Source organism: Mesorhizobium sp. B2-5-7, from assembly GCF_006440875.1.
In the GTDB taxonomy this organism is placed as follows: domain Bacteria; phylum Pseudomonadota; class Alphaproteobacteria; order Rhizobiales; family Rhizobiaceae; genus Mesorhizobium; species Mesorhizobium australicum.
This window is the reverse complement of the sequence record NZ_VFUO01000001.1, coordinates 351,888-369,724: the sequence shown is the minus strand read 5'-3', so window position 1 is coordinate 369,724 and position 17,837 is coordinate 351,888. Positions and strand designations below refer to the sequence as shown.

Sequence of the window (17,837 nt, the reverse complement as noted above, 5' to 3'; positions counted from 1 at the left end):
GCGCGGAGAGCGACCATTCGCTTGATCGACAAGAGATAACGATATAAAGAACTCTTTATATCACGACGGAGAGATTTCATGACCCGGACCATCGTCGCCTCGGCGACACGAGAAATCATCATCGGCTTCGACCAGCCTTTCTGCGTGATTGGCGAACGCATCAACCCGACCGGCCGCAAGAAGCTCGCCGCCGAAATGGTGGTTGGCAATTTCGAGACCGTCATCAAGGACGCGCTGGAGCAGGCCGCCTGCGGCGCCACCATGCTCGACGTCAATGCCGGCGTCACCTCGGTCAACCCGAACGAAACCGAACCTGGCCTTCTGGTGCAGACGCTGGAGATCGTCCAGAGCCTGGTCGATCTGCCGCTGTCGATCGACAGTTCCGTCACCGCCGCGATCGAAGCCGCGCTGAAAGTCGCCAAGGGCCGCCCGTTGGTCAATTCCGTCACCGGCGAGGAGGAAAAGCTCGAGGCCATCCTGCCGCTGATCAAGAAATACAATGTGCCGGTCGTCGCCATCTCCAACGACGAGACCGGCATTTCGATGGATCCGGACGTGCGCTTTGCCGTCGCCAAGAAGATCGTGCAGCGCTGCGCCGATTTCGGCATCCCGGCGCATGACGTCGTCGTCGATCCGCTGGTGATGCCGATCGGCGCGCTGGGCGATGCCGGCCGCCAGGTGTTCGCCCTGCTGCGTCGGCTCCGCGAAGAGCTCAAGGTCAACACCACCTGCGGCCTGTCCAACATCTCCTTCGGCCTGCCGCACCGCCATGGCATCAACGCCGCCTTCATCCCGATGGTGATCGGCGCCGGCATGACCTCGGCGATCATGAACCCGGTGCGCCCGCAGGAAATGGAAGCGGTGCGCGGCGCCAACGTGCTGAACGGCACCGACGAGAACTGCACCAAATGGATCAAGACCTACAAGGATTACAAGCCGGCCGAAGGCGGCCACGCGGTGGCGGCGCCGACAGCGGTCAATGCGCCGGGCGAAGGCGGCGGCAATGGCGGCCGCCGACGCGGTGGCCGTGAAGCCCGCATGGGCCGGGGATAAGCGCGCAATCGTGAATTCGCCTGCAAACATAACCGATCCGCTCGTGCTGTTCATGCCGTCAGGCAAGCGCGGGCGGTTCCCTGTCGGCACGCCCGTGCTCGACGCCGCGCGCCAGCTCGGCGTCTATGTCGAGAGCGTGTGCGGCGGACGCGCCACTTGCGGGCGCTGCCAGATCGAGGTGCAGGAAGGCAATTTCGCCAAGCACAAGATCACCTCCTCAAACGACCACATATCGCCCAAAGGCCCCAAGGAAGAGCGCTATGAACGTGTGCGCGGCCTGCCCGAACGGCGCCGCCTCTCCTGCTCCGCCCAGATACTCGGCGATCTCGTCATCGACGTGCCGCAGGACACTGTCATCAACGCCCAGACCATCCGCAAGGATGCCGACACCAGGGTCATCGCCCGCGATTCCGCGATCCGCATGTGCTACGTCGAGATCGAAGAACCAGACATGCACAAGCCGCTTGGCGATCTCGACCGCCTGAAGATCGCCCTGATGAAGGACTGGAACCTCAAAAGCCTGGACTTCGATTTTTATCTGCTGCCGCAGGTGCAAGGTATTTTGCGCAAGGGCAACTGGACGGCGACCGCCGCCATCTACAAGGATACGGACACCGAGACTGCGCGCGTCACCGCGCTGTGGCCGGGCCTCAAGAACGAGGCCTATGGCCTGGCCTGCGACATCGGCTCGACCACCATCGCCATGCATCTTGTGTCGCTGCTGTCGGGCCGCGTCGCCGCCTCGTCCGGAACGTCGAACCCGCAGATCCGCTTCGGCGAGGATCTGATGAGCCGCGTCTCCTATGTGATGATGAACCCGGATGGCCGCGAAGGCATGACGGTTGCTGTCCGCGAGGCAATCTCCGGCCTCGTCGACAAGGTTTGCGCGGAAGGCAATGTCCAGCGCAACGACATCCTGGATTCCGTCTTCGTCGGCAATCCGATCATGCATCACCTGTTCCTCGGCATCGATCCGACCGAACTCGGTGGCGCGCCCTTCGCGCTTGCCGTGTCGGGCGCCGTTCGCATCAAGGCCTCCGACATCGGGCTGAAGCTCAACCAGGGCGCACGGCTCTACATGTTGCCTTGCATCGCCGGTCATGTCGGCGCCGACGCGGCGGCCGTGACGCTCTCGGAAGGGCCGCATCGCCAGGACGAGATGATGCTGATCGTGGACGTCGGCACCAATGCCGAGATCGTACTCGGAAACCGTACACGGGTCGTCGCTGCTTCCTCGCCTACCGGTCCGGCTTTCGAAGGCGCCGAAATCTCCGGTGGCCAGCGGGCCGCGCCCGGCGCCATCGAGCGCGTGCGCATCGATCCAGACACGCTGGAGCCGAAATACCGCGTCATCGGCTCGGAACTGTGGTCCGACGAGCCCGGCTTCCTCGACAGCGTGCAGGCGACCGGCGTCACCGGCATTTGCGGCTCCGGCATCATCGAGATCGTCGCCGAAATGTATCTCGCCGGCGTCATCTCCGAGGATGGCGTCGTCGACGGATCGCTTGCCGCGCGCTCGCCGCGCGTCGTTGCCAACGGCCGCACCTTCTCCTACGTGCTGAAGGAAGGCGAACCCAAGATCACCATCACCCAGACAGACGTGCGTGCCATTCAGTTGGCCAAGGCGGCGCTCTATGCCGGCACCAAGCTGTTGATGGAAAAACAGAACACCGAGCATGTCGACCGCATCCACTTCGCCGGTGCCTTCGGCTCCTTCATCGATCCGAAATACGCCATGGTGCTAGGTCTCATCCCCGATTGCGACCTCGACAAGGTCTCGGCCGTGGGCAACGCCGCCGGCGCGGGTGCTCGCATGGCGCTGCTCAATCGCGGCTATCGCCGCGAGATCGAGGAGACGGTGAGCCAGATCGAAAAGATCGAGACGGCGCTCGAGCCGAAATTCCAGGAGCACTTCGTCTACGCCATGGCGCTGCCCAACAAGGTCGACCCGTTCCCGAAACTGGCGGCGGCGGTGAAGCTGCCGCCGCGCAAGACGGTGAGCGAGGATGGCATCGCCGGAGATGCAGCACCGCGCCGACGCTCCCGCGAAGGTCATGCTGCTCGGCGCAGCCGCGAATAGACGCGCCGGCCACTCCCTCGATTTATTTGTATGCAAATGTTTCCGGATCGTCAGATCCGGAAACCGAAACGCTGTTTTCGCGAAATCCAGCAGATACATGCACAGCGCATTTACCCGCACATCGAACGGCGGCTGAGGACAGTCCTTGGCCATCGCCGTTCTTCAGGGGAGATGAAAATGTCGATGTTCGAAAATTTCGGCCGCTTGGGTGTGGCCATCAGGCAAGCCCACGCCAGGAACAAATCGATCCGCGCGCTGAACAGCTTGCCGGCGCATGTCCAGAAGGACATCGGCTGGCCGGCATCGCCGCCGAACGATCCGCAGGCCACACTCGCCTCGCTGCTGCTAGGCTCCACGCGGTGACGACGTTCGCCGACAAATGCAAATTGCTCGGCGTCCACCGGGGATCCCACACATCCCCGATGGCCACCAGCAACCGATTGCGCACGGCACTTTTGCCGCGGCGCCGACGACGCGCGGATCACACCAGCGTGTGGGCACGCCGTAAATCTTGACATTCTCGGCCAAGGCACGATCTTCGTTACAAGGGGGAGTTCTCTTAGTCGGCTGCAGCCGAAGTTCGTGTATTCGCATGCCAAGTTTGAAAAGCCACGTTGTGTCCTTCGTGCTCAGGCACAGCCGCAAGCAAGCCTTTTCCAGCCCGGAAAACCTGCAGCGCTGGATCGTCGCCGCGCGCAAGACGGAGGATCACCATCCGCCGGCCGCGCTGCATCAGCGTTTCGAAATCCAGACGCGCAGCGTGGACGGTTTTCCGGTCTACGAAATCGCCCCCAAGGCCGGAGAGCACAAGCGGATACTCTACCTGCATGGCGGCGCTTATGTCTTTGAGATCACGCCCTATCACTGGTATCTGATCGCCGACATGGCCGACCGGCTGGGCTACGGCATCACCGTGCCGATCTACCCCATCGCCCCGGAACACGATTTCCACGCCATGTTCGGCATGGTCGGCGCTGTCTACCGCCAGATGCTCGATGAGACAGAGGCGGAAGATATCGTCTTCATGGGCGATTCCGCCGGCGGCAACATGGCCGTGGTGCTGACCATGATGGCGGCGGACGAGGGTTTGCCGGTGCCGTCGCGCCATGTGCTGATTTCACCCGGCCTCGACGTCTCGCTCGCGAACCCCGAAGTGTTTGAGGCGGAGCGGAATGATCCATGGTTGGGCATCGCCGGCGGGCGTGAGGCAATCCGGCTCTATAGTGCCGGGTTGGATCCGACAGACTGGCGTATCAGCCCGGTCTATGGCGATCTGTCGATATTGCCGAAGACACTGCTCCTGACGGGCTCCCGCGATCTTCTCACGCCCGACAATCTCATCTTTGCACAAAAAGCCAGCGCCGCCGGTGTCGAGGTGGAGCTGATCTACGAGGAAGGCATGTTCCACGTCTGGCCGCTGATTGACATGCCGGAAGCGCGGCGCGCGCGTCAGCACATCGTCGCGTTTCTCACGGACGACACCTACACCCGGGCTGAAAGGGAAACGGTCAAGTCGTCGACCAAAGCTTCATCCCAGCACACCAACCATTTCGGCCAGACGATCAATCGGCTCGGCGAACGTGACGAGATCGCCGAGCACTGAAACTCGGCCTCACGACATCGATCAGAACTTGCCGGTTTCCCTGAACACTTCGAAGGTCGCGCGGATGTGGTCGGCGACGGCCTTGACCGGCGCGCTGGCGTCCGGCGCCACCACCATGGCAAGATTGTAAGTGCCGATATCGGGCATTCCGTCCTTAGGGCAGAGTTCGACCATGTCGTTGCCCAGGAACGATCTCGGCAGCGGCGCGACCGCGAGGTCGGCCATGATCGCGGCGCGCTGGCCTGCGGTATGGGCACTCATATAAGCGACGCGATAGTTGCGGCCCTCGCGGCCCAATGCCTCGAGCGCGCCGGCCCGCCAGGCACAGCCCTCTTCCCAAAGCGAAACCGGCAGCGGTTCGCGCAGATGCGCGCAGCCGCCCTTGGCGCCGGCCCACACGATCGGCTCGGTCAACAGCACCTCGGCGCCGAGCGCGCTGGTCTTGTACGAATTGGTCAACAGCGTGATGTCGAGCGCCCGGTCATCCATGCGCCGGCGCAGATTGCTGCTCTGGTCGATGGTGACGTCGACGGCGATCGAGGGATGCGACTGCGCGAAACGCTTCAACACATGCGGCAGCACGCGCTCGCCATAGTCGTCAGGTGAGCCGAGCCGCACCACCCCGACAATATCGGGGATGATGAACTTCGACACCACCTCGCGGTTGATCGACAAAAGCCGCCGGGCATAGCCGAGCAGCATTTCGCCGTCCGTGGTCAGCGTCACCGAACGCGCGTCGCGCGCGAACACCGAGCGGCCGAGAATATCCTCCAGCTTCTTGATCTGCATGGAGACGGCCGACGGCGTCCGAAACACCGCATTGGCCGCGGTGGTGAAGCTGCCGGTCTCGGCAATCGCCACGAAGGTGCGCAAAACGTCGAGGTCGAGCAGCGGCAGCGGGTGATTGAGTGGGGCGTTCATGACGATCGACCTTCAATTTTTCTGATACAAAACATCATTCCATTTCGTTTGATTGAACATCAGACCGGGAGCATAGTCAACTCCATCGAAGCAGCATGCTGCCAAAAGCGGCCACGAAACGACCACGGCGCAGACCTGCATCGACGTGAAATGAAGCTGAAACAGACCTGACGTAACGCATTGCCGGCGCCTGCCGTGCCGTAGCAAAGGAGATCGAAATGTTTATCCTATCGTCCCTCGGCCGCATCGCGACCGAATTCAACGCGGCCCGCGCCCGCTACCAGACCGAACGCGCCATCCGTTCACTGCCGATCGAGCTGCAGAAGGATATCGGCTGGCCGGAAGCTTCCGACGCCAAGACCGGCATTCGCAGCGGCGTCGGATCCTGGGCTGGAGCAAAGTAAATCGTGTGTACCCCGTGCTGAAGGCCTGCCGCGCAGCCCGCCCGGCAGGCCTTCTCTATTTTATTTGTATTCAAACGAATTCATGAGCCATGCCGCCGCTGCATGGCGCATATGAGCAAGCCGCATAGCAGCTCGATTTTTTGATTAACTTCCTGTAAATATTCATAAATCCTAGGCATATTGCTCGTAGCTTGCCAAAATATGTCGCATCCGGTGTCGCTTTTCATATCAAGCGCTTCGCTTTTGCGATTTAGTTCCTGCTCACACAAGCCTATATCACCGTCAGCAAACGAGCTGCCCCACTCCATCAAGCGAAGGCGACCCGTTTAGAGCGACGTGCGTCCTATTGGACGCACAAAGTACGCTCTAACACTTTGAGTCTGCGCATCGTGCTTTCCGAAAATCAATTCGATTTTCGGGCCAATGCGCGAGCAACCGATTGGAGATGATCATGAAGCTTTTTGCCCGCCTCTTCGCCCGCCGCGAAATGAACCTGACCACCGCTCTCGAGCGTCAGCGTCTTGCCAACACCATGCCCGGCCAGACCGGCGCCATGGCCGCGGCACGTCTCGGCTTCGTCGCCTGAACGAGCGCGGTTCCAGGAAAACCGTATTTTCCCGGCCGGAACTGCGTAGAAATCGAAAATACAAGACACCTCCACAGCCGCGCCCCTGCCGCGGCTTCAGGGTTGACTGCCGCCGCCTCGGTCCGCCGAGGCGGCGTTTATTTTGTTGCGCTTCCATCGCCTTTCACAACCTGACGGTGGCCTGGTTCGAGCAGCACCGCGCGGCGATTGCCCATTTGCGACCCATGTCGCAAATTTAATCTTCCCAAAGCCGTCTAGACGATTGACAGGAATGGTTTTTCCTGATGACGCTATGCTATTCGCGACATCCTGTTCGCGTCATGGCCAGATGAGGTTCCCCGTGAACGCCGTCAAGCATCCGATCAAGCGATCGTTTGTGTTCTTCCTTATCCCCGATTTCACCATGATCGCTTTTGCGACAGCGCTCGACCCGCTGCGCTCGGCCAATCGGATGCTCGGCTACGAGGCCTATCGCTGGCGCCTCGCCAGCATCGACGGCAAGCCGGTGCGCGCCTCGAACGGCGTCGAGTGTGCGGTCAACACCTCGCTGGAGGAGGAACGCAAGAAGATGGCGGGGCCGGATCGCCCCAATATGGCCATCGTCTGCAGCGGCACCAATGTCGAGCGCTACCAGAACAAGTCCGCCTTTGCCTGGCTGCGCGAGGAATACAATCGCGGCGTCGCCGTCGGCGGCCTGTGCACCGGTGCACATATCCTCGCCGCCGCCGGGCTCCTGTCCAACAAGCGCTGTGCCATCCATTGGGAAAACCTGCCCGGTTTTTCCGAAGCGTTCCCGAAGGCCAATGTCTTTGCCGACCTGTTCGAGATCGACCAGAACATCTACACCTGCGCCGGCGGCACCGCCGCGCTCGACATGATGCTGAAGCTGATCGGCGACGATTTCGACGAGAACCTCGTCAACCGCGTGTGCGAGCAGGTGCTGACCGATCGTGTGCGCAGTCCGACCGACCGCCAGCGCCTGCCGCTGCGCGCCCGCCTCGGCGTGCAGAACTCGAAAGTGCTGACCATCATCGAGCTGATGGAGGCCAATCTGTCCGAGCCGCTGTCGCTGATCGAGATCGCCGACCATGTCGACCTGTCGCGCCGCCAGATCGAGCGCCTGTTCCGCACCGAGATGGGACGGTCGCCTGCCCGTTACTACCTCGAAATCCGCCTCGACCGCGCCCGGCATCTCTTGATCCAATCGTCGCTGCCGGTGGTCGAGGTGGCGGTCGCCTGCGGCTTCGTCTCGGCCTCGCATTTCTCGAAATGTTACCGCGAGCTCTACGCCCGCTCGCCGCAGCAGGAACGCGTCGACCGCAAGCAATTGCTGGCAGCCTGATCCCGATCAGGTCTCGGCCGACCGCACTTGCGCCGTCCGCATCGCCTCGACGCGGATGTCCTCGGTCAGCCGCGCCTTCAACGCCGAGAATTCGGGACTGGTCTTCAGCGTGTAGTGCCTGGGATGCGGCAGGTCGATGGAGACATCCGACTTGATGCGGCCGGGCCGCGCCGTCATCACGATCACGCGCGAGGCCATGAAGATCGCCTCCTCAATGTCGTGGGTGACGAACAGCACCGTTTTCTTGCGCCGTTCCCATATGCCGAGCAGCAATTCCTGCATCAGCCCGCGTGTCTGGTTGTCCAGCGCCCCGAACGGCTCGTCCAGCAACAGGATTTCGGGATCGTTGGCTAGCGCCCGGGCAATCGCCGTGCGCTGCTGCATGCCCCCTGAAAGCTGTTTCGGCCAATGGTTCTCGAACCCCTTCAGCCCGACGAGATCGACATAGGAAGCGACAATGTCGTCCCGCTCCTTTTCGGCCATCCCCCGTTCGCGCAGGCCGAAGCCGATGTTTTCGGCGACCGTCAGCCATGGAAACAGCGTGTAGGACTGGAAGACCATACCGCGGTCCGGCCCGGGCCGCGTCACCGTCTTGCCGTCCAGCAGAACGCGGCCTTCGCTTGGCGCCTCCAAGCCGGCGACGATCCTCAACAGTGTCGACTTTCCGCAACCTGACGGTCCCAAAACGGTGATGAAGTCGTTGGCCGCCACCGCCAGGTCGATTGGCATCAGCGCCTTGACGGGTTCTCCACCCCGCACGCCGGCAAAGGTTCGCGAGACACCCTCGATAAGAAGCTTGCTCACGCCAGGCTCCATGGAAAGAGCCAGCGGTTGAACGCCTTGAACGCAAAATCGGACAACAGCCCGATCAGGCCGATGACGATGATGCCGAAGATGATCTGCCCGGTCGCCAGCCGCGACTGGCTGTTGATGATCATGTAACCGATGCCCGACGATGAGCCGATCAATTCGGCCACGATGACATAGGTCCATGCCCAGCCGAGCACCAGCCGTAGCGTCTCGGCGATCTCGGGCGCATTGGCCGGCATGATGACCCGCCTGACGATGCCATTGTTGGTCGAGCCCAGCGTATAAGCGGCCTCGACCAGGTCGCGCCGCGTGGCCCCAACCTTGACGGCAATGATCAGGATGATCTGGAACACCGAGCCGACGAAGATGACGAGCAGTTTTTCCAGCTCGCCAATGCCGGCCCAAAGGATGAGCAGCGGAATGAAGGCCGACGCCGGCAGATAGCGGGCGAAGGAGACGAAGGGCTCCAGAAACGCTTCCACCGGCTTCCAGGCGCCCATGGCGATGCCGAGCGGCACCGCGACGACCGAGGCCAGTACAAAGCCGCCGAAGACCCGCCAGATGGTGATCAGTATGTCGAGCCAGAAACGATCCTCGACCAGCAGCCGCCAGCCATCCCGCAGCATCGACAGCGGATCGGCGAGGAAGATGCGGTTGACGTGGCCGCCAAGCGTGATCCAGGCCCAGAAGGCCACGAACAGCACGAAGAAGGAGATACCGAGCACTGTTCGCAGGCTCGGAGAGACAGGATGCAAGGGGCGCATCTTCGTCCTTTGTCAGCGGCAAGGCGGCGGCGCTCTGCGCCACCGCACGGTGCCCAAGGGTTGAACCGTCAATTCGCCACGGCGCTGGTGTCGGCCAGAGTGGCGACGTCGGGTGCCTCCTTGATCAGCCCCATCTGCAGCAGCAGATCGCCGGCGGTCTTGGAAAAGTCCTGGAATTCCTTGGTGAAGAACTGCTTGTTCTCGGCCTTGTCGGCCCATTTCAGGTACTTTGCCGAATCCTCGAATTCCTTGGCCGACTGTTTCACGTCGGCGCCCATGATCTCATAGGATTTCTGCGGCTCCTTCTTGATCATGTCGAGGGCGTCGAAATAGCTGTCGGCAAGCGCCTTGGCGGCGTCGGGATTGGCCTTGAGGAATTCGGGCGTGCAGCCGACCGTGTCGAGAACCATTGGATAGTCGAGCGTGGTCGCCAGGATATGGCCCTGGTCGGCCTTGTCGCGCACGGCCGAGATGAAGGGCTCGTAGGTGACGGCCGCATCGTTCTGGCCGGCGAGGAAGGCTTGCGCCGCCGCGTCGGGTTCGAGATTGACGACCGTGACATCCTTGGTCGACATGCCGTTCTTGTTCAGCACCCAAGCCAGCAGGAAGTAGGGCGACGTTCCAGGCGCCGAGGAAGCGACGGTCTTGCCCTTGAGATCGGCGACTGTCTTGATGTCGTTGCGCACCACAATGCCGTCGGCGCCATAGGATTTGTCGAGCTGGAAAATCTGCTTGGTGGTCACCCCGCTGGCGTTCCAGACCAGCCACGTCTCGACCGTGGTGGCGGCGCATTGTAGGTCGCCGCTGGCGATGGCGAGCGGACGGCTGGCCTGCGGCACCTTCTTCAAGGTCACATCGAGCCCATGCTTCTCGAACAGCCCTGCCTGCTTGGCGAGTGTCAGCGGCGCGAATCCGGTCCATCCGCTGATGCCGATGGTGAGCGATGTGGCGGCCATCGCCGGCGCGGACAAGCCTGTGGCAAGTGTCAATGTCGCGGCAAGGACGGTTATTCTGTTCATATCGGTTCCCCTTTTGTTTTTCTGCGGGAAATTGTTCACAGAGGCCGATGGGCTTGTCAATCAACAGGACCGTGTTTGCGCGCAAAGCAGCCGGCAATCCGGTTTGGGATAGCGCTACCTGGCGTCGGGCATCCAGTTGCGGTTGCGCCACATTTTCTCGCCGACCTGGCAGTCGGCGGCGGGTTTGTCCTGGGCCAGCACCACTGGCGGGTGATCCGCCTCCTCCGCCGCCCATTGCCGTGACGCCGGGCCGGCGAGCTCCAGCACCAGCTTGCGGCGGATGGCTTCGGGAAATTGCGTCCAGTCGTTGACCGGGATCATGAAGGCGCCGGGACCGCCGATGACGCAGTCGCTGTAGTAGCGATCGAGATCGTTGACGTCATAGACGCCGGAAAAGCCGCCTCGGGTCATCAGCGGCAGGCCGTTGATGACTATGCCTTGCCTGACCACCCCGTCGCGGGCGAGATTGACCGGCGCGCCCTGGTTGTTTGGCCCGTCGCCCGAAATGTCGATGACGCGCTTGGTTCCCTGGTAGCCGCTTTCGGCGAAAAGGTCGCTGCCGAACTCCAGCGCGCCGGAGATCGAGGTGCGCCGCGCGCTGTTGGGCGGCTGAGCCGACAATTGCGCCACCACCCGCTCCGCATCGGCCCGGGTCGCGATCGCTGTCCACGGCACGATGACGCGTTGCCAGTTGGTGCCGGCCCATTCGACATAGGTGACGGCGATCTTGCCATAGGCGCCATCGGTAATCGCCTGCAGCACATTGTCGTGCGTCAGCGCCGCCCCGTAGCCATGACGCTGGATCTCGAGCTCGTCGGCCGACATCGACAGCGACACGTCCACCGCCAGCACCAGTTCGACATCCACCGGCTCGTCTGCGCGAGACATTGTCGTCGGCCAGAGCGTCAGCGCCAGCGCGACGACGCTCGAAAGCAGATGTCTTGCAGTGCCAAAACCAGACATGCCGCGAGGGTAAGCCAGAATCGACAGCTGAAAAAGAGAAAAGCCCGACCTGGGCCGGGCTCATCCGAACACGCGCGAAATTCTTGGCGAAGGCTCAGCTCCGCGGCTTGAGATTCTCCGCGTCGTAAAGCGGCTTGTAGCCGACGCTGGCGACCTCGACCGGATAGGTCTCGCCGAAATACTCGACCTTGAGCCTGCGACCCTCCTGGGCATAGGCCCAGGGCAGATAGGCGAGCGCGATGTTCTTGCCGATGGTCGGACCATAGGCCACCGAGGTGGTGAACGACCGGCGGCCGAGTTCGTCGACCAGCGTCTCGCCGGTTGCCGGGTCCATGACCGGCATGGTGCCGACCGGATAACGGGCGACACCTCTGGAATCCTTGTTCTCGGTCATCACCAGCGTGCATAGCATCGCCGGCTGGTGCGCGCGCTCACGATACTCCAAGTGCTTGGCCTTGCCGCAGAAATCGTTCTCCTTGACCTTCGGGCGGGCGAGATCGGCTTCCAGCAGATTGTACTCGGTCAAGAGGTCGGCGTTCTGCAGCCGCAGGCTCTTCTCCATGCGGCGCGTATTGGCGTAGGTCTCGACGCCGAATGGCATGACACCGGTCGAGCGCAGCGCGTCCCAGACGGCGAGACCATCCTCGTAGCGCATATGCAGTTCCCAGCCCTGCTCGCCGACATAGGAAATACGGAACGCCGTAACGTCCTTGCCGCCGATCCGGACCGGCTTGATCGCCGCGAACGGAAAATTCTCCGGCGAAAGCCCATCCGGGTTCTCGACCACCTTTTGCAACGTCGTGCGGGCATTCGGCCCCCAGATGCCGATGGTGACGTACTTCTCGGTCACGTCGGTGATGGTGACGTCGAACCCTTTGTCCTGGGCCGTGCGGCGCATGTACTGGTAGTCGCGCGGCCCAGCGTCGGCGCCGTCGATCAGCCGACAGCGGTCGGCCATGCGGATCACCGTGAAGTCGGCGCGCACCATGCCTTGCTCATCGAGGAAGTGGGTGTAGATGCCCTTGCCGATGTTGTTGTCGCCGCCGATCTTGGCCGCGCACAGCCATTCCAGCAGCGCGACATGGTCGGGCCCTTCGATGTCATACATCGAGAAATGCGAGAGGTTGACGATGCCGCAATCCTCGCTCATCGCCAGATGCTCGGCGTTGGAGACGCGCCAGAAATGGCGGTTGTCCCATTCGTTCTCGCGCACCGGCACGCGGTTTCCATACTTTTCAAGCAGATGCTCGTTGGCGGCATAGCCATGCGCACGCTCCCAGCCGCCCAGCTCCATGAAATAGCCGCCGAGTTCCTTTTCACGCTCCCAGAACGGCGAGCGCCTGATGTTGCGGGCCTTGGAGAAGGGTTCGCGCGGATGCACCGCCGGGTTGTAGACCTTCATGGCCGTCTCGGTGCAGCGATCCCAGATGAATTGTTCCTTGGTCTGGTGCGGATAGAAGCGCGCATAGTCGATGGCGTGGTGGTCGATCGCGGTGCGGCCATCCGTCATCCAGTCGGCGATCAGCTTGCCCATGCCAGGGCCGTCCTTGACCCAGATGGCGACGGCGTACCACAGGCCCCTCACCTTCTGGCTCTCGCCCATGGACGGGCCGCCATCGGCCGTCACCTGCAGCAGCCCGTTGAAGGAATGGCTCTCGTTATAGCCGAGTTCGCCCAGGATCGGCGTCAGTTCCATGGCGCGCTCGAGCGGCGCCAGGATCTGCTCCATGTCGAGATCGCGCTGCGACGGCGACAGTCGTGCCTGCTCCTTCTCCAGCAGGTCGCGCGGATGGCAGAGGCGCGGATTGGTCTCTTCGTAGTAACCCCATTCGATCTGCCCGCCTTCGGCGGTCTTGGGGTCGCCGGTGTCGCGCATATAGGCCGAGTTGCCCTGGTCGCGCAGCAGTGGCCAACCGATCTCCTTGCCGGTGCCGGCGAACTCGGTATAGGGGCCGAAGAAGGTCAGCGGATGGTCGATCGGCATGACCGGCAGGTCCTCGCCGACCATCTCGGCGATCAGCCGGCCCCAGATGCCGGCGCAGACGATGACATAGTCGGCCTCGATCGTGCCGCGGTCGGTCACCACGGCACTGATGCGGCCGTCCTTGACGACGAGCGACTTCGCCGGCGTGTTGGCGAAGGATTTGAGCTTGCCTGACGCTTCCGCCTGGTCGACCAGCTTGCCGGCAACGGTCTGCGAGCGCGGAATAACGAGGCCGGCATCCGGATCCCATAGGCCGCCCTGCACCAGATCCTGTTCGATGAGCGGGAATTTTTCCTTGATCTCGGCGGGATCGATCAAACGGGCGCGCGTGCCGAAAGCCTTGGCCGAGGCGATCTTTCGCTTGATCTCATCCATGCGGCCGTCGTCGCCGACACGGGCGACCTCGAGGCCGCCGACACGCGCGTAATGACCCATCTTCTCGTAGAAATCGATGGAATAGAGCGTCGTCCAGCACGACAGGAAATCGTGGCTGGTGGTGTAGCAAAAGTCGGAAGCGTGCGCGGTCGAGCCGATATCGGTCGGGATGCCCGACTTGTCGATGCCGACAATGTCGTCCCAGCCGCGCTCGATCAGATGATGGGCGATCGATGCGCCGACAATGCCGCCGAGGCCAATGATGACGACCTTCGCCTTTTTCGGAAACTCTGCCATTGCCCGCGACTCCAGAATGCTGTTGCGGGCGGCGTCGGCGCCCGTCTGATCGGCGCACAATATGCAGGCGACGGGGACGGCGCTACCGCCTGTTTGCGACACGCCTCGGATGCCGCGCGACCCCTCCCCAAATCAGGAAAAACATCTACCCGTCAGGCGAAAGCCCAGACGTCCTCGGCCTGGAAGCCGACCTGATAGCCCGCCGTCTTCAGCTTGACCACCACCTGTCCGATCTCCGGCGCGGGCAGCGCACCAACCTCGACCTTGATCATGCCGGGACGATAGCGCTTGAGGTCGATCTGCTCGAACACGATCCAGTCGGCGCCTTCACAATCGACGAGGAAGGCGTCGATATGGGTGATGCCGTTGCGGTCGAGCAATGTCTGCAAGGTCTCCGACGGCACCTCGATGTCTTTCAGATGCGGCGCGAACTTGTTGAAATTGGCGTCGGCCTCGCCCCAGGCATTCTTGCCCGACATCAGGTTGGTGTCGGTCACCGACGAGCAGCCGATGAACTCGATCGGCAGGGTGCCGGCTTCGAGTGCGGCAGCGTCAAAGGTGTGGACCGTGATCGTGCCTTTAGTTCTCGTCACCGCGACGGGTTCGATGACGAAGCGGTCCGTGTCAGGGTAATTGGCGCGCAGCCGTTTCTGGTTGTACGGGATCGGCTCGACCAGCATGGCGCGGGCCTTTGGAATGCGGTGCAGCCAAGGCGTCACGTCATCGAACAGCGCGCCATCGCAGGCGCCGACATTGACCATCTGGAATGGCCGGCCGCTATCACCGAAGCGTGCCTTCAGCGCCGCCTTGGCGAGGAACTTGGTGCCGCGCAGCGACGGCCCGCGATCGAGCAGGCCGGCGGGAAGGCCGAGCGACAGGGCAATGCGCGCCAGGTTGGAAACTGAACTCATGATTTGTCTCCTGGTATGACGTGCAGGGCGGCGCGGTGCTGGCCGGTGACCGCCGCCCACAACGCCATGAAGGGCGGTGCCAGCAGCAGGAATGGCGGGATCAGATGCGGGAAATAGATGCGCGTGTCGTGGATCGGGAAGACGCTGAATTTGGCCAGCGCACCGAGCACCAGCGCAGCAAACAGAATGCCCGCGCGGCGGCCGAGCCTGAAGCCGGCGCAGTCGGCCGCAAACCACCCGGCCAGCGCCAGAACCGAGACCCCGACCCAGCTGTTCAGGTTGATGGCGCGCAGCAGCGAGGCGGCAAACGCCCGGAGATAGGCGATGACGGAAAAAGCCGGCTCGAACCCGTCCATATTGTAGTGCTGCCCGATGCTGGAAAACCACAGATGCGGCCACCACCCGGGATGATGGGCCCAGTGCGAAATGGCAAAATACGCGGCGAGCGAAGCGGCAAACCCGACCAGCACGCCCCAGGCCTTTTGCCGGAACAGGACCAGCAGCACAGCGAAAACGGCAAGGAAAACTATGTTGTCCGGCCGCACCATGAAGGCGAGGAAGAGCAGGATCGCCGTCGCCACCTCGCGGCCTCGGACATAAGCGAAGAGACCGCCTAGCAGCAGCGCCGAGGTAAGCAGGTCCGGTGTCGAAGCGCGCGCGGCGTCGCCGAAATCGGCCATGATCAGCACCGCGCCGACCACCGGTGCCAACGCCAGTGCCTTTTCCGCGCGCAGCCAGAGCAGCGTGATCGCGCCGAACAGCAGGACCGAAAACACCTGCACCAGCCGCATCGCCTCGACCGGCGACATGACGGAACTCAGCGTCGACAGGATTTCGGCATAGAGGAACTTGATCCGGTACATGCCGAGCAACGAATGGAAGTCGGCGGCGTTCTGCGCCATGTGGCTGCGGAAGGCACCGCCATCGTCGGTCAGCGCCTTGTAGTCGCCCGCCGAGACACTCGATTTGACGGTGTTGTAGGCATAGTCATGCAGTGCCTGCGCATCGGGGTAGGTGCCCTCCTCCGACATGGCGAGATAGGGCAGCATGTCCCAGTTGGCGTCGGGCATCACCCAGGCCGTGAACGCCGTCAAAAGCATATAGAGGGCGAAGGCAGCCGCACCGATCGGAGCCGCCAGCCGCGCATAGGTCCCCTCGCCCCAATCCAGACCAGCCTCGGCGAGCCGGTCGAGTGGACTTTGCGGAGCGGGCGACTTGGTCAGCATGTCTTCTCGGCGAACGTTCGTTTCAACGGACTTGGCTTTTGACGAAATCCTTCACGATCGCCACGATGCCGCGCGACAAGAGACTGTCGAAGGCATCGACGAAGCGGTCGACATGCTCGCGCTGGCAGATCAGCGGCGGCTCGAGCCGGATGACATTGCGGTTGTATTCGGTGAAGGCGACGAGCACGTCGTAGTCGCGCAGCAGCAGCGCGCCGACGAAACCGGACAGCGAGCCCTTCAGCTTGTCGTCGAGCACGCTGACGATGGGGCGCAGCACCATCGGCAAGGTCTGCGAGAAGTCGTGGAACTCCAGCCCCACCATGAAACCCTTGCCGCGCACGTCCTTGATGATCTTCGGGTATTTTTCCCTGAGTGCCTGCAGCCGCTGCAGCAGGTACTCGCCGGTGACGGCGGCGTTGTCGATCAGCCCCTCGTCGTAAAGCACGTTGATGCCTTCGATCGCCGTGGCACACGCCTCGCCCATGCCACCGAAAGTGGCCATGGCGTGGATCATCGCCGTCTTCGGCGTGCCGTAGGCCTTCATGTAGATTTCGCGGCGCGCAATCATCGCGCCGACAGCGGCCTTGCCGGCGCCCAGCGATTTGGCCAGTGCCGTCACGTCGGGCACGACGCCGTGATGCTCGAAGGCATAGAAGCGGCCCGAGCGGCCATAGCCGCACTGCACTTCGTCGGCGACCCACAGCACGCCATACTGGTCGCACAGCGCCCGCAGCTTCCGCCAGTATTCAGTCGGCGCCTGGATGATGCCACCGCCGCCCTGGATGGTTTCCAGCACGATGACGCCGATCTCCGGATCGGAGCGGAACAGGCGCTCGACGGCCTCGATATCGGCAAAGGGAATGCGGACGGTATTGTCGGCCATCCTGAAGTCGGCGCGGTAGAGCTGGCCGTCGGTGATGCCCAGCACACCCTTGGTCTTGCCGTGGAATGAATTCTCGGCATAGACGATTTTCGACCGCTTCGGGCCGGCGGCACGCTCGGCAAGCTTCACCGCCGCCTCCATCGCTTCCGAGCCCGACGAGCCCAAAAACACCATGTCGAGATCGCCAGGCGAACATTTGGCGATGTTGTGCGCCAACGCGGCGGCATATTGCGACATGAACGCGATGGCGATTTCCTGCCGCTTCTCCTCCTGGAATTTCTTGCGCACTTCCAGAATGCGCGGATGGTTGTGGCCGAAGGCCAGCGACCCGAAGCCGCCGAAGAAATCGAGGATCTTGCGGCCGTTCTGGTCGATGTAGAACATGCCCTCTGCACGTTCGATCTTGATCTTGTGGAAGCCGAGCAGCTTCATGAAATGCAGCTGGCCGGGGTTGAGATGCGCCTTGAACAGCTCGGTCATCCCCGCGATATCCATCGCCTTGGCCTGCTCGACGGCGATCAGGTCGGGCTTGGCGATGGTGGCGGGCGACAGTGTCGGCGCGCTGACCAGGGTGCGCGTATTCGTCTGTTCCGGCTTGGCCATGACGGTCATTTCA

16 protein-coding genes are annotated in these 17,837 nt (G+C 62.6%); 7 read left to right on the top strand and 9 right to left on the bottom strand.

Annotated elements, in window-relative coordinates:
• The first annotated feature begins 78 nt into the window (after positions 1 to 78).
• The 4 genes from FJ543_RS01760 to FJ543_RS01745 all read left to right on the top strand — a co-directional run bounded on the left by FJ543_RS01760 (position 79) and on the right by FJ543_RS01745 (position 4,736).
• Positions 79 to 1,053 (top strand): methyltetrahydrofolate cobalamin methyltransferase, encoded by a 975-nt coding sequence (locus FJ543_RS01760; protein WP_140873531.1) that lies wholly within the window; start codon positions 79 to 81, stop codon positions 1,051 to 1,053.
• Entirely contained in the window at positions 1,004 to 3,133 is a 2,130-nt protein-coding gene (locus FJ543_RS01755) for an ASKHA domain-containing protein (RefSeq protein WP_140873529.1), read from the top strand. Before FJ543_RS01760 ends, FJ543_RS01755 begins: the two co-directional genes overlap by 50 nt.
• Positions 3,134 to 3,310: 177 nt before the next feature.
• A complete protein-coding gene (locus tag FJ543_RS01750; protein WP_140873527.1) occupies positions 3,311 to 3,496 on the top strand; it encodes a hypothetical protein in 186 nt (61 codons plus the stop codon).
• 229 nt (positions 3,497 to 3,725) lie between these two features.
• The gene (locus tag FJ543_RS01745; RefSeq protein ID WP_140874426.1) at positions 3,726 to 4,736 is read left to right on the top strand and encodes an alpha/beta hydrolase; all 1,011 of its coding nucleotides are present in this window, start codon (positions 3,726 to 3,728) and stop codon (positions 4,734 to 4,736) included.
• A gap of 21 nt (positions 4,737 to 4,757) precedes the next feature.
• Here FJ543_RS01745 and FJ543_RS01740 read toward each other — a convergent pair whose 3' ends face one another.
• Positions 4,758 to 5,657, bottom strand: a complete 900-nt coding sequence (locus tag FJ543_RS01740; RefSeq protein WP_015317416.1) for a LysR substrate-binding domain-containing protein — start codon at positions 5,655 to 5,657, stop codon at positions 4,758 to 4,760.
• Between the two features lie 218 nt (positions 5,658 to 5,875).
• Between FJ543_RS01740 and FJ543_RS01735 the strand changes: the two genes are divergently transcribed.
• From FJ543_RS01735 to FJ543_RS01720, 3 genes are all read left to right on the top strand, one after another.
• Positions 5,876 to 6,061: a hypothetical protein gene (locus FJ543_RS01735; RefSeq protein WP_140723913.1), complete on the top strand. Its 186-nt coding sequence runs from the start codon at positions 5,876 to 5,878 to the stop codon at positions 6,059 to 6,061.
• Between the two features lie 451 nt (positions 6,062 to 6,512).
• The gene (locus FJ543_RS32175) at positions 6,513 to 6,647 is read left to right on the top strand and encodes a hypothetical protein (protein WP_013894968.1); all 135 of its coding nucleotides are present in this window, start codon (positions 6,513 to 6,515) and stop codon (positions 6,645 to 6,647) included.
• Between the two features lie 403 nt (positions 6,648 to 7,050).
• Positions 7,051 to 7,989 carry a GlxA family transcriptional regulator gene (locus tag FJ543_RS01720; RefSeq protein WP_263485819.1) on the top strand — a complete coding sequence of 313 codons (939 nt, stop codon included), beginning with the start codon at positions 7,051 to 7,053 and terminating at the stop codon, positions 7,987 to 7,989.
• A gap of 6 nt (positions 7,990 to 7,995) precedes the next feature.
• Here FJ543_RS01720 and FJ543_RS01715 read toward each other — a convergent pair whose 3' ends face one another.
• From FJ543_RS01715 to FJ543_RS01680, 8 genes are all read right to left on the bottom strand, one after another.
• Positions 7,996 to 8,793, bottom strand: coding sequence for an ABC transporter ATP-binding protein (locus FJ543_RS01715; protein WP_140873525.1), 798 nt, complete (start codon positions 8,791 to 8,793; stop codon positions 7,996 to 7,998).
• The gene (locus FJ543_RS01710; protein ID WP_015317412.1) at positions 8,790 to 9,563 is read right to left on the bottom strand and encodes an ABC transporter permease; all 774 of its coding nucleotides are present in this window, start codon (positions 9,561 to 9,563) and stop codon (positions 8,790 to 8,792) included. The genes FJ543_RS01715 and FJ543_RS01710 overlap by 4 nt, the downstream gene beginning before the upstream one ends.
• Before the next feature lie 68 nt (positions 9,564 to 9,631).
• Positions 9,632 to 10,582, bottom strand: a complete 951-nt coding sequence (locus FJ543_RS01705; protein WP_140873523.1) for an ABC transporter substrate-binding protein — start codon at positions 10,580 to 10,582, stop codon at positions 9,632 to 9,634.
• A gap of 114 nt (positions 10,583 to 10,696) precedes the next feature.
• Complete coding sequence (locus FJ543_RS01700) at positions 10,697 to 11,545, bottom strand: DUF1194 domain-containing protein (protein WP_140615911.1); 849 nt, start codon at positions 11,543 to 11,545, stop codon at positions 10,697 to 10,699.
• A 94-nt stretch (positions 11,546 to 11,639) separates the two neighbouring features.
• A complete protein-coding gene (locus tag FJ543_RS01695; RefSeq protein WP_140873521.1) occupies positions 11,640 to 14,201 on the bottom strand; it encodes an FAD-dependent oxidoreductase in 2,562 nt (853 codons plus the stop codon).
• 152 nt (positions 14,202 to 14,353) lie between these two features.
• Complete coding sequence (locus FJ543_RS01690) at positions 14,354 to 15,112, bottom strand: FkbM family methyltransferase (protein ID WP_140615907.1); 759 nt, start codon at positions 15,110 to 15,112, stop codon at positions 14,354 to 14,356.
• On the bottom strand, positions 15,109 to 16,338 hold the full coding sequence (locus FJ543_RS01685) for a hypothetical protein (protein WP_140873519.1): 1,230 nt from the start codon (positions 16,336 to 16,338) through the stop codon (positions 15,109 to 15,111). Before FJ543_RS01685 ends, FJ543_RS01690 begins: the two co-directional genes overlap by 4 nt.
• Positions 16,339 to 16,360: 22 nt before the next feature.
• Positions 16,361 to 17,824 carry an aspartate aminotransferase family protein gene (locus tag FJ543_RS01680; protein ID WP_181173926.1) on the bottom strand — a complete coding sequence of 488 codons (1,464 nt, stop codon included), beginning with the start codon at positions 17,822 to 17,824 and terminating at the stop codon, positions 16,361 to 16,363.
• Positions 17,825 to 17,837 lie beyond the last annotated feature (13 nt).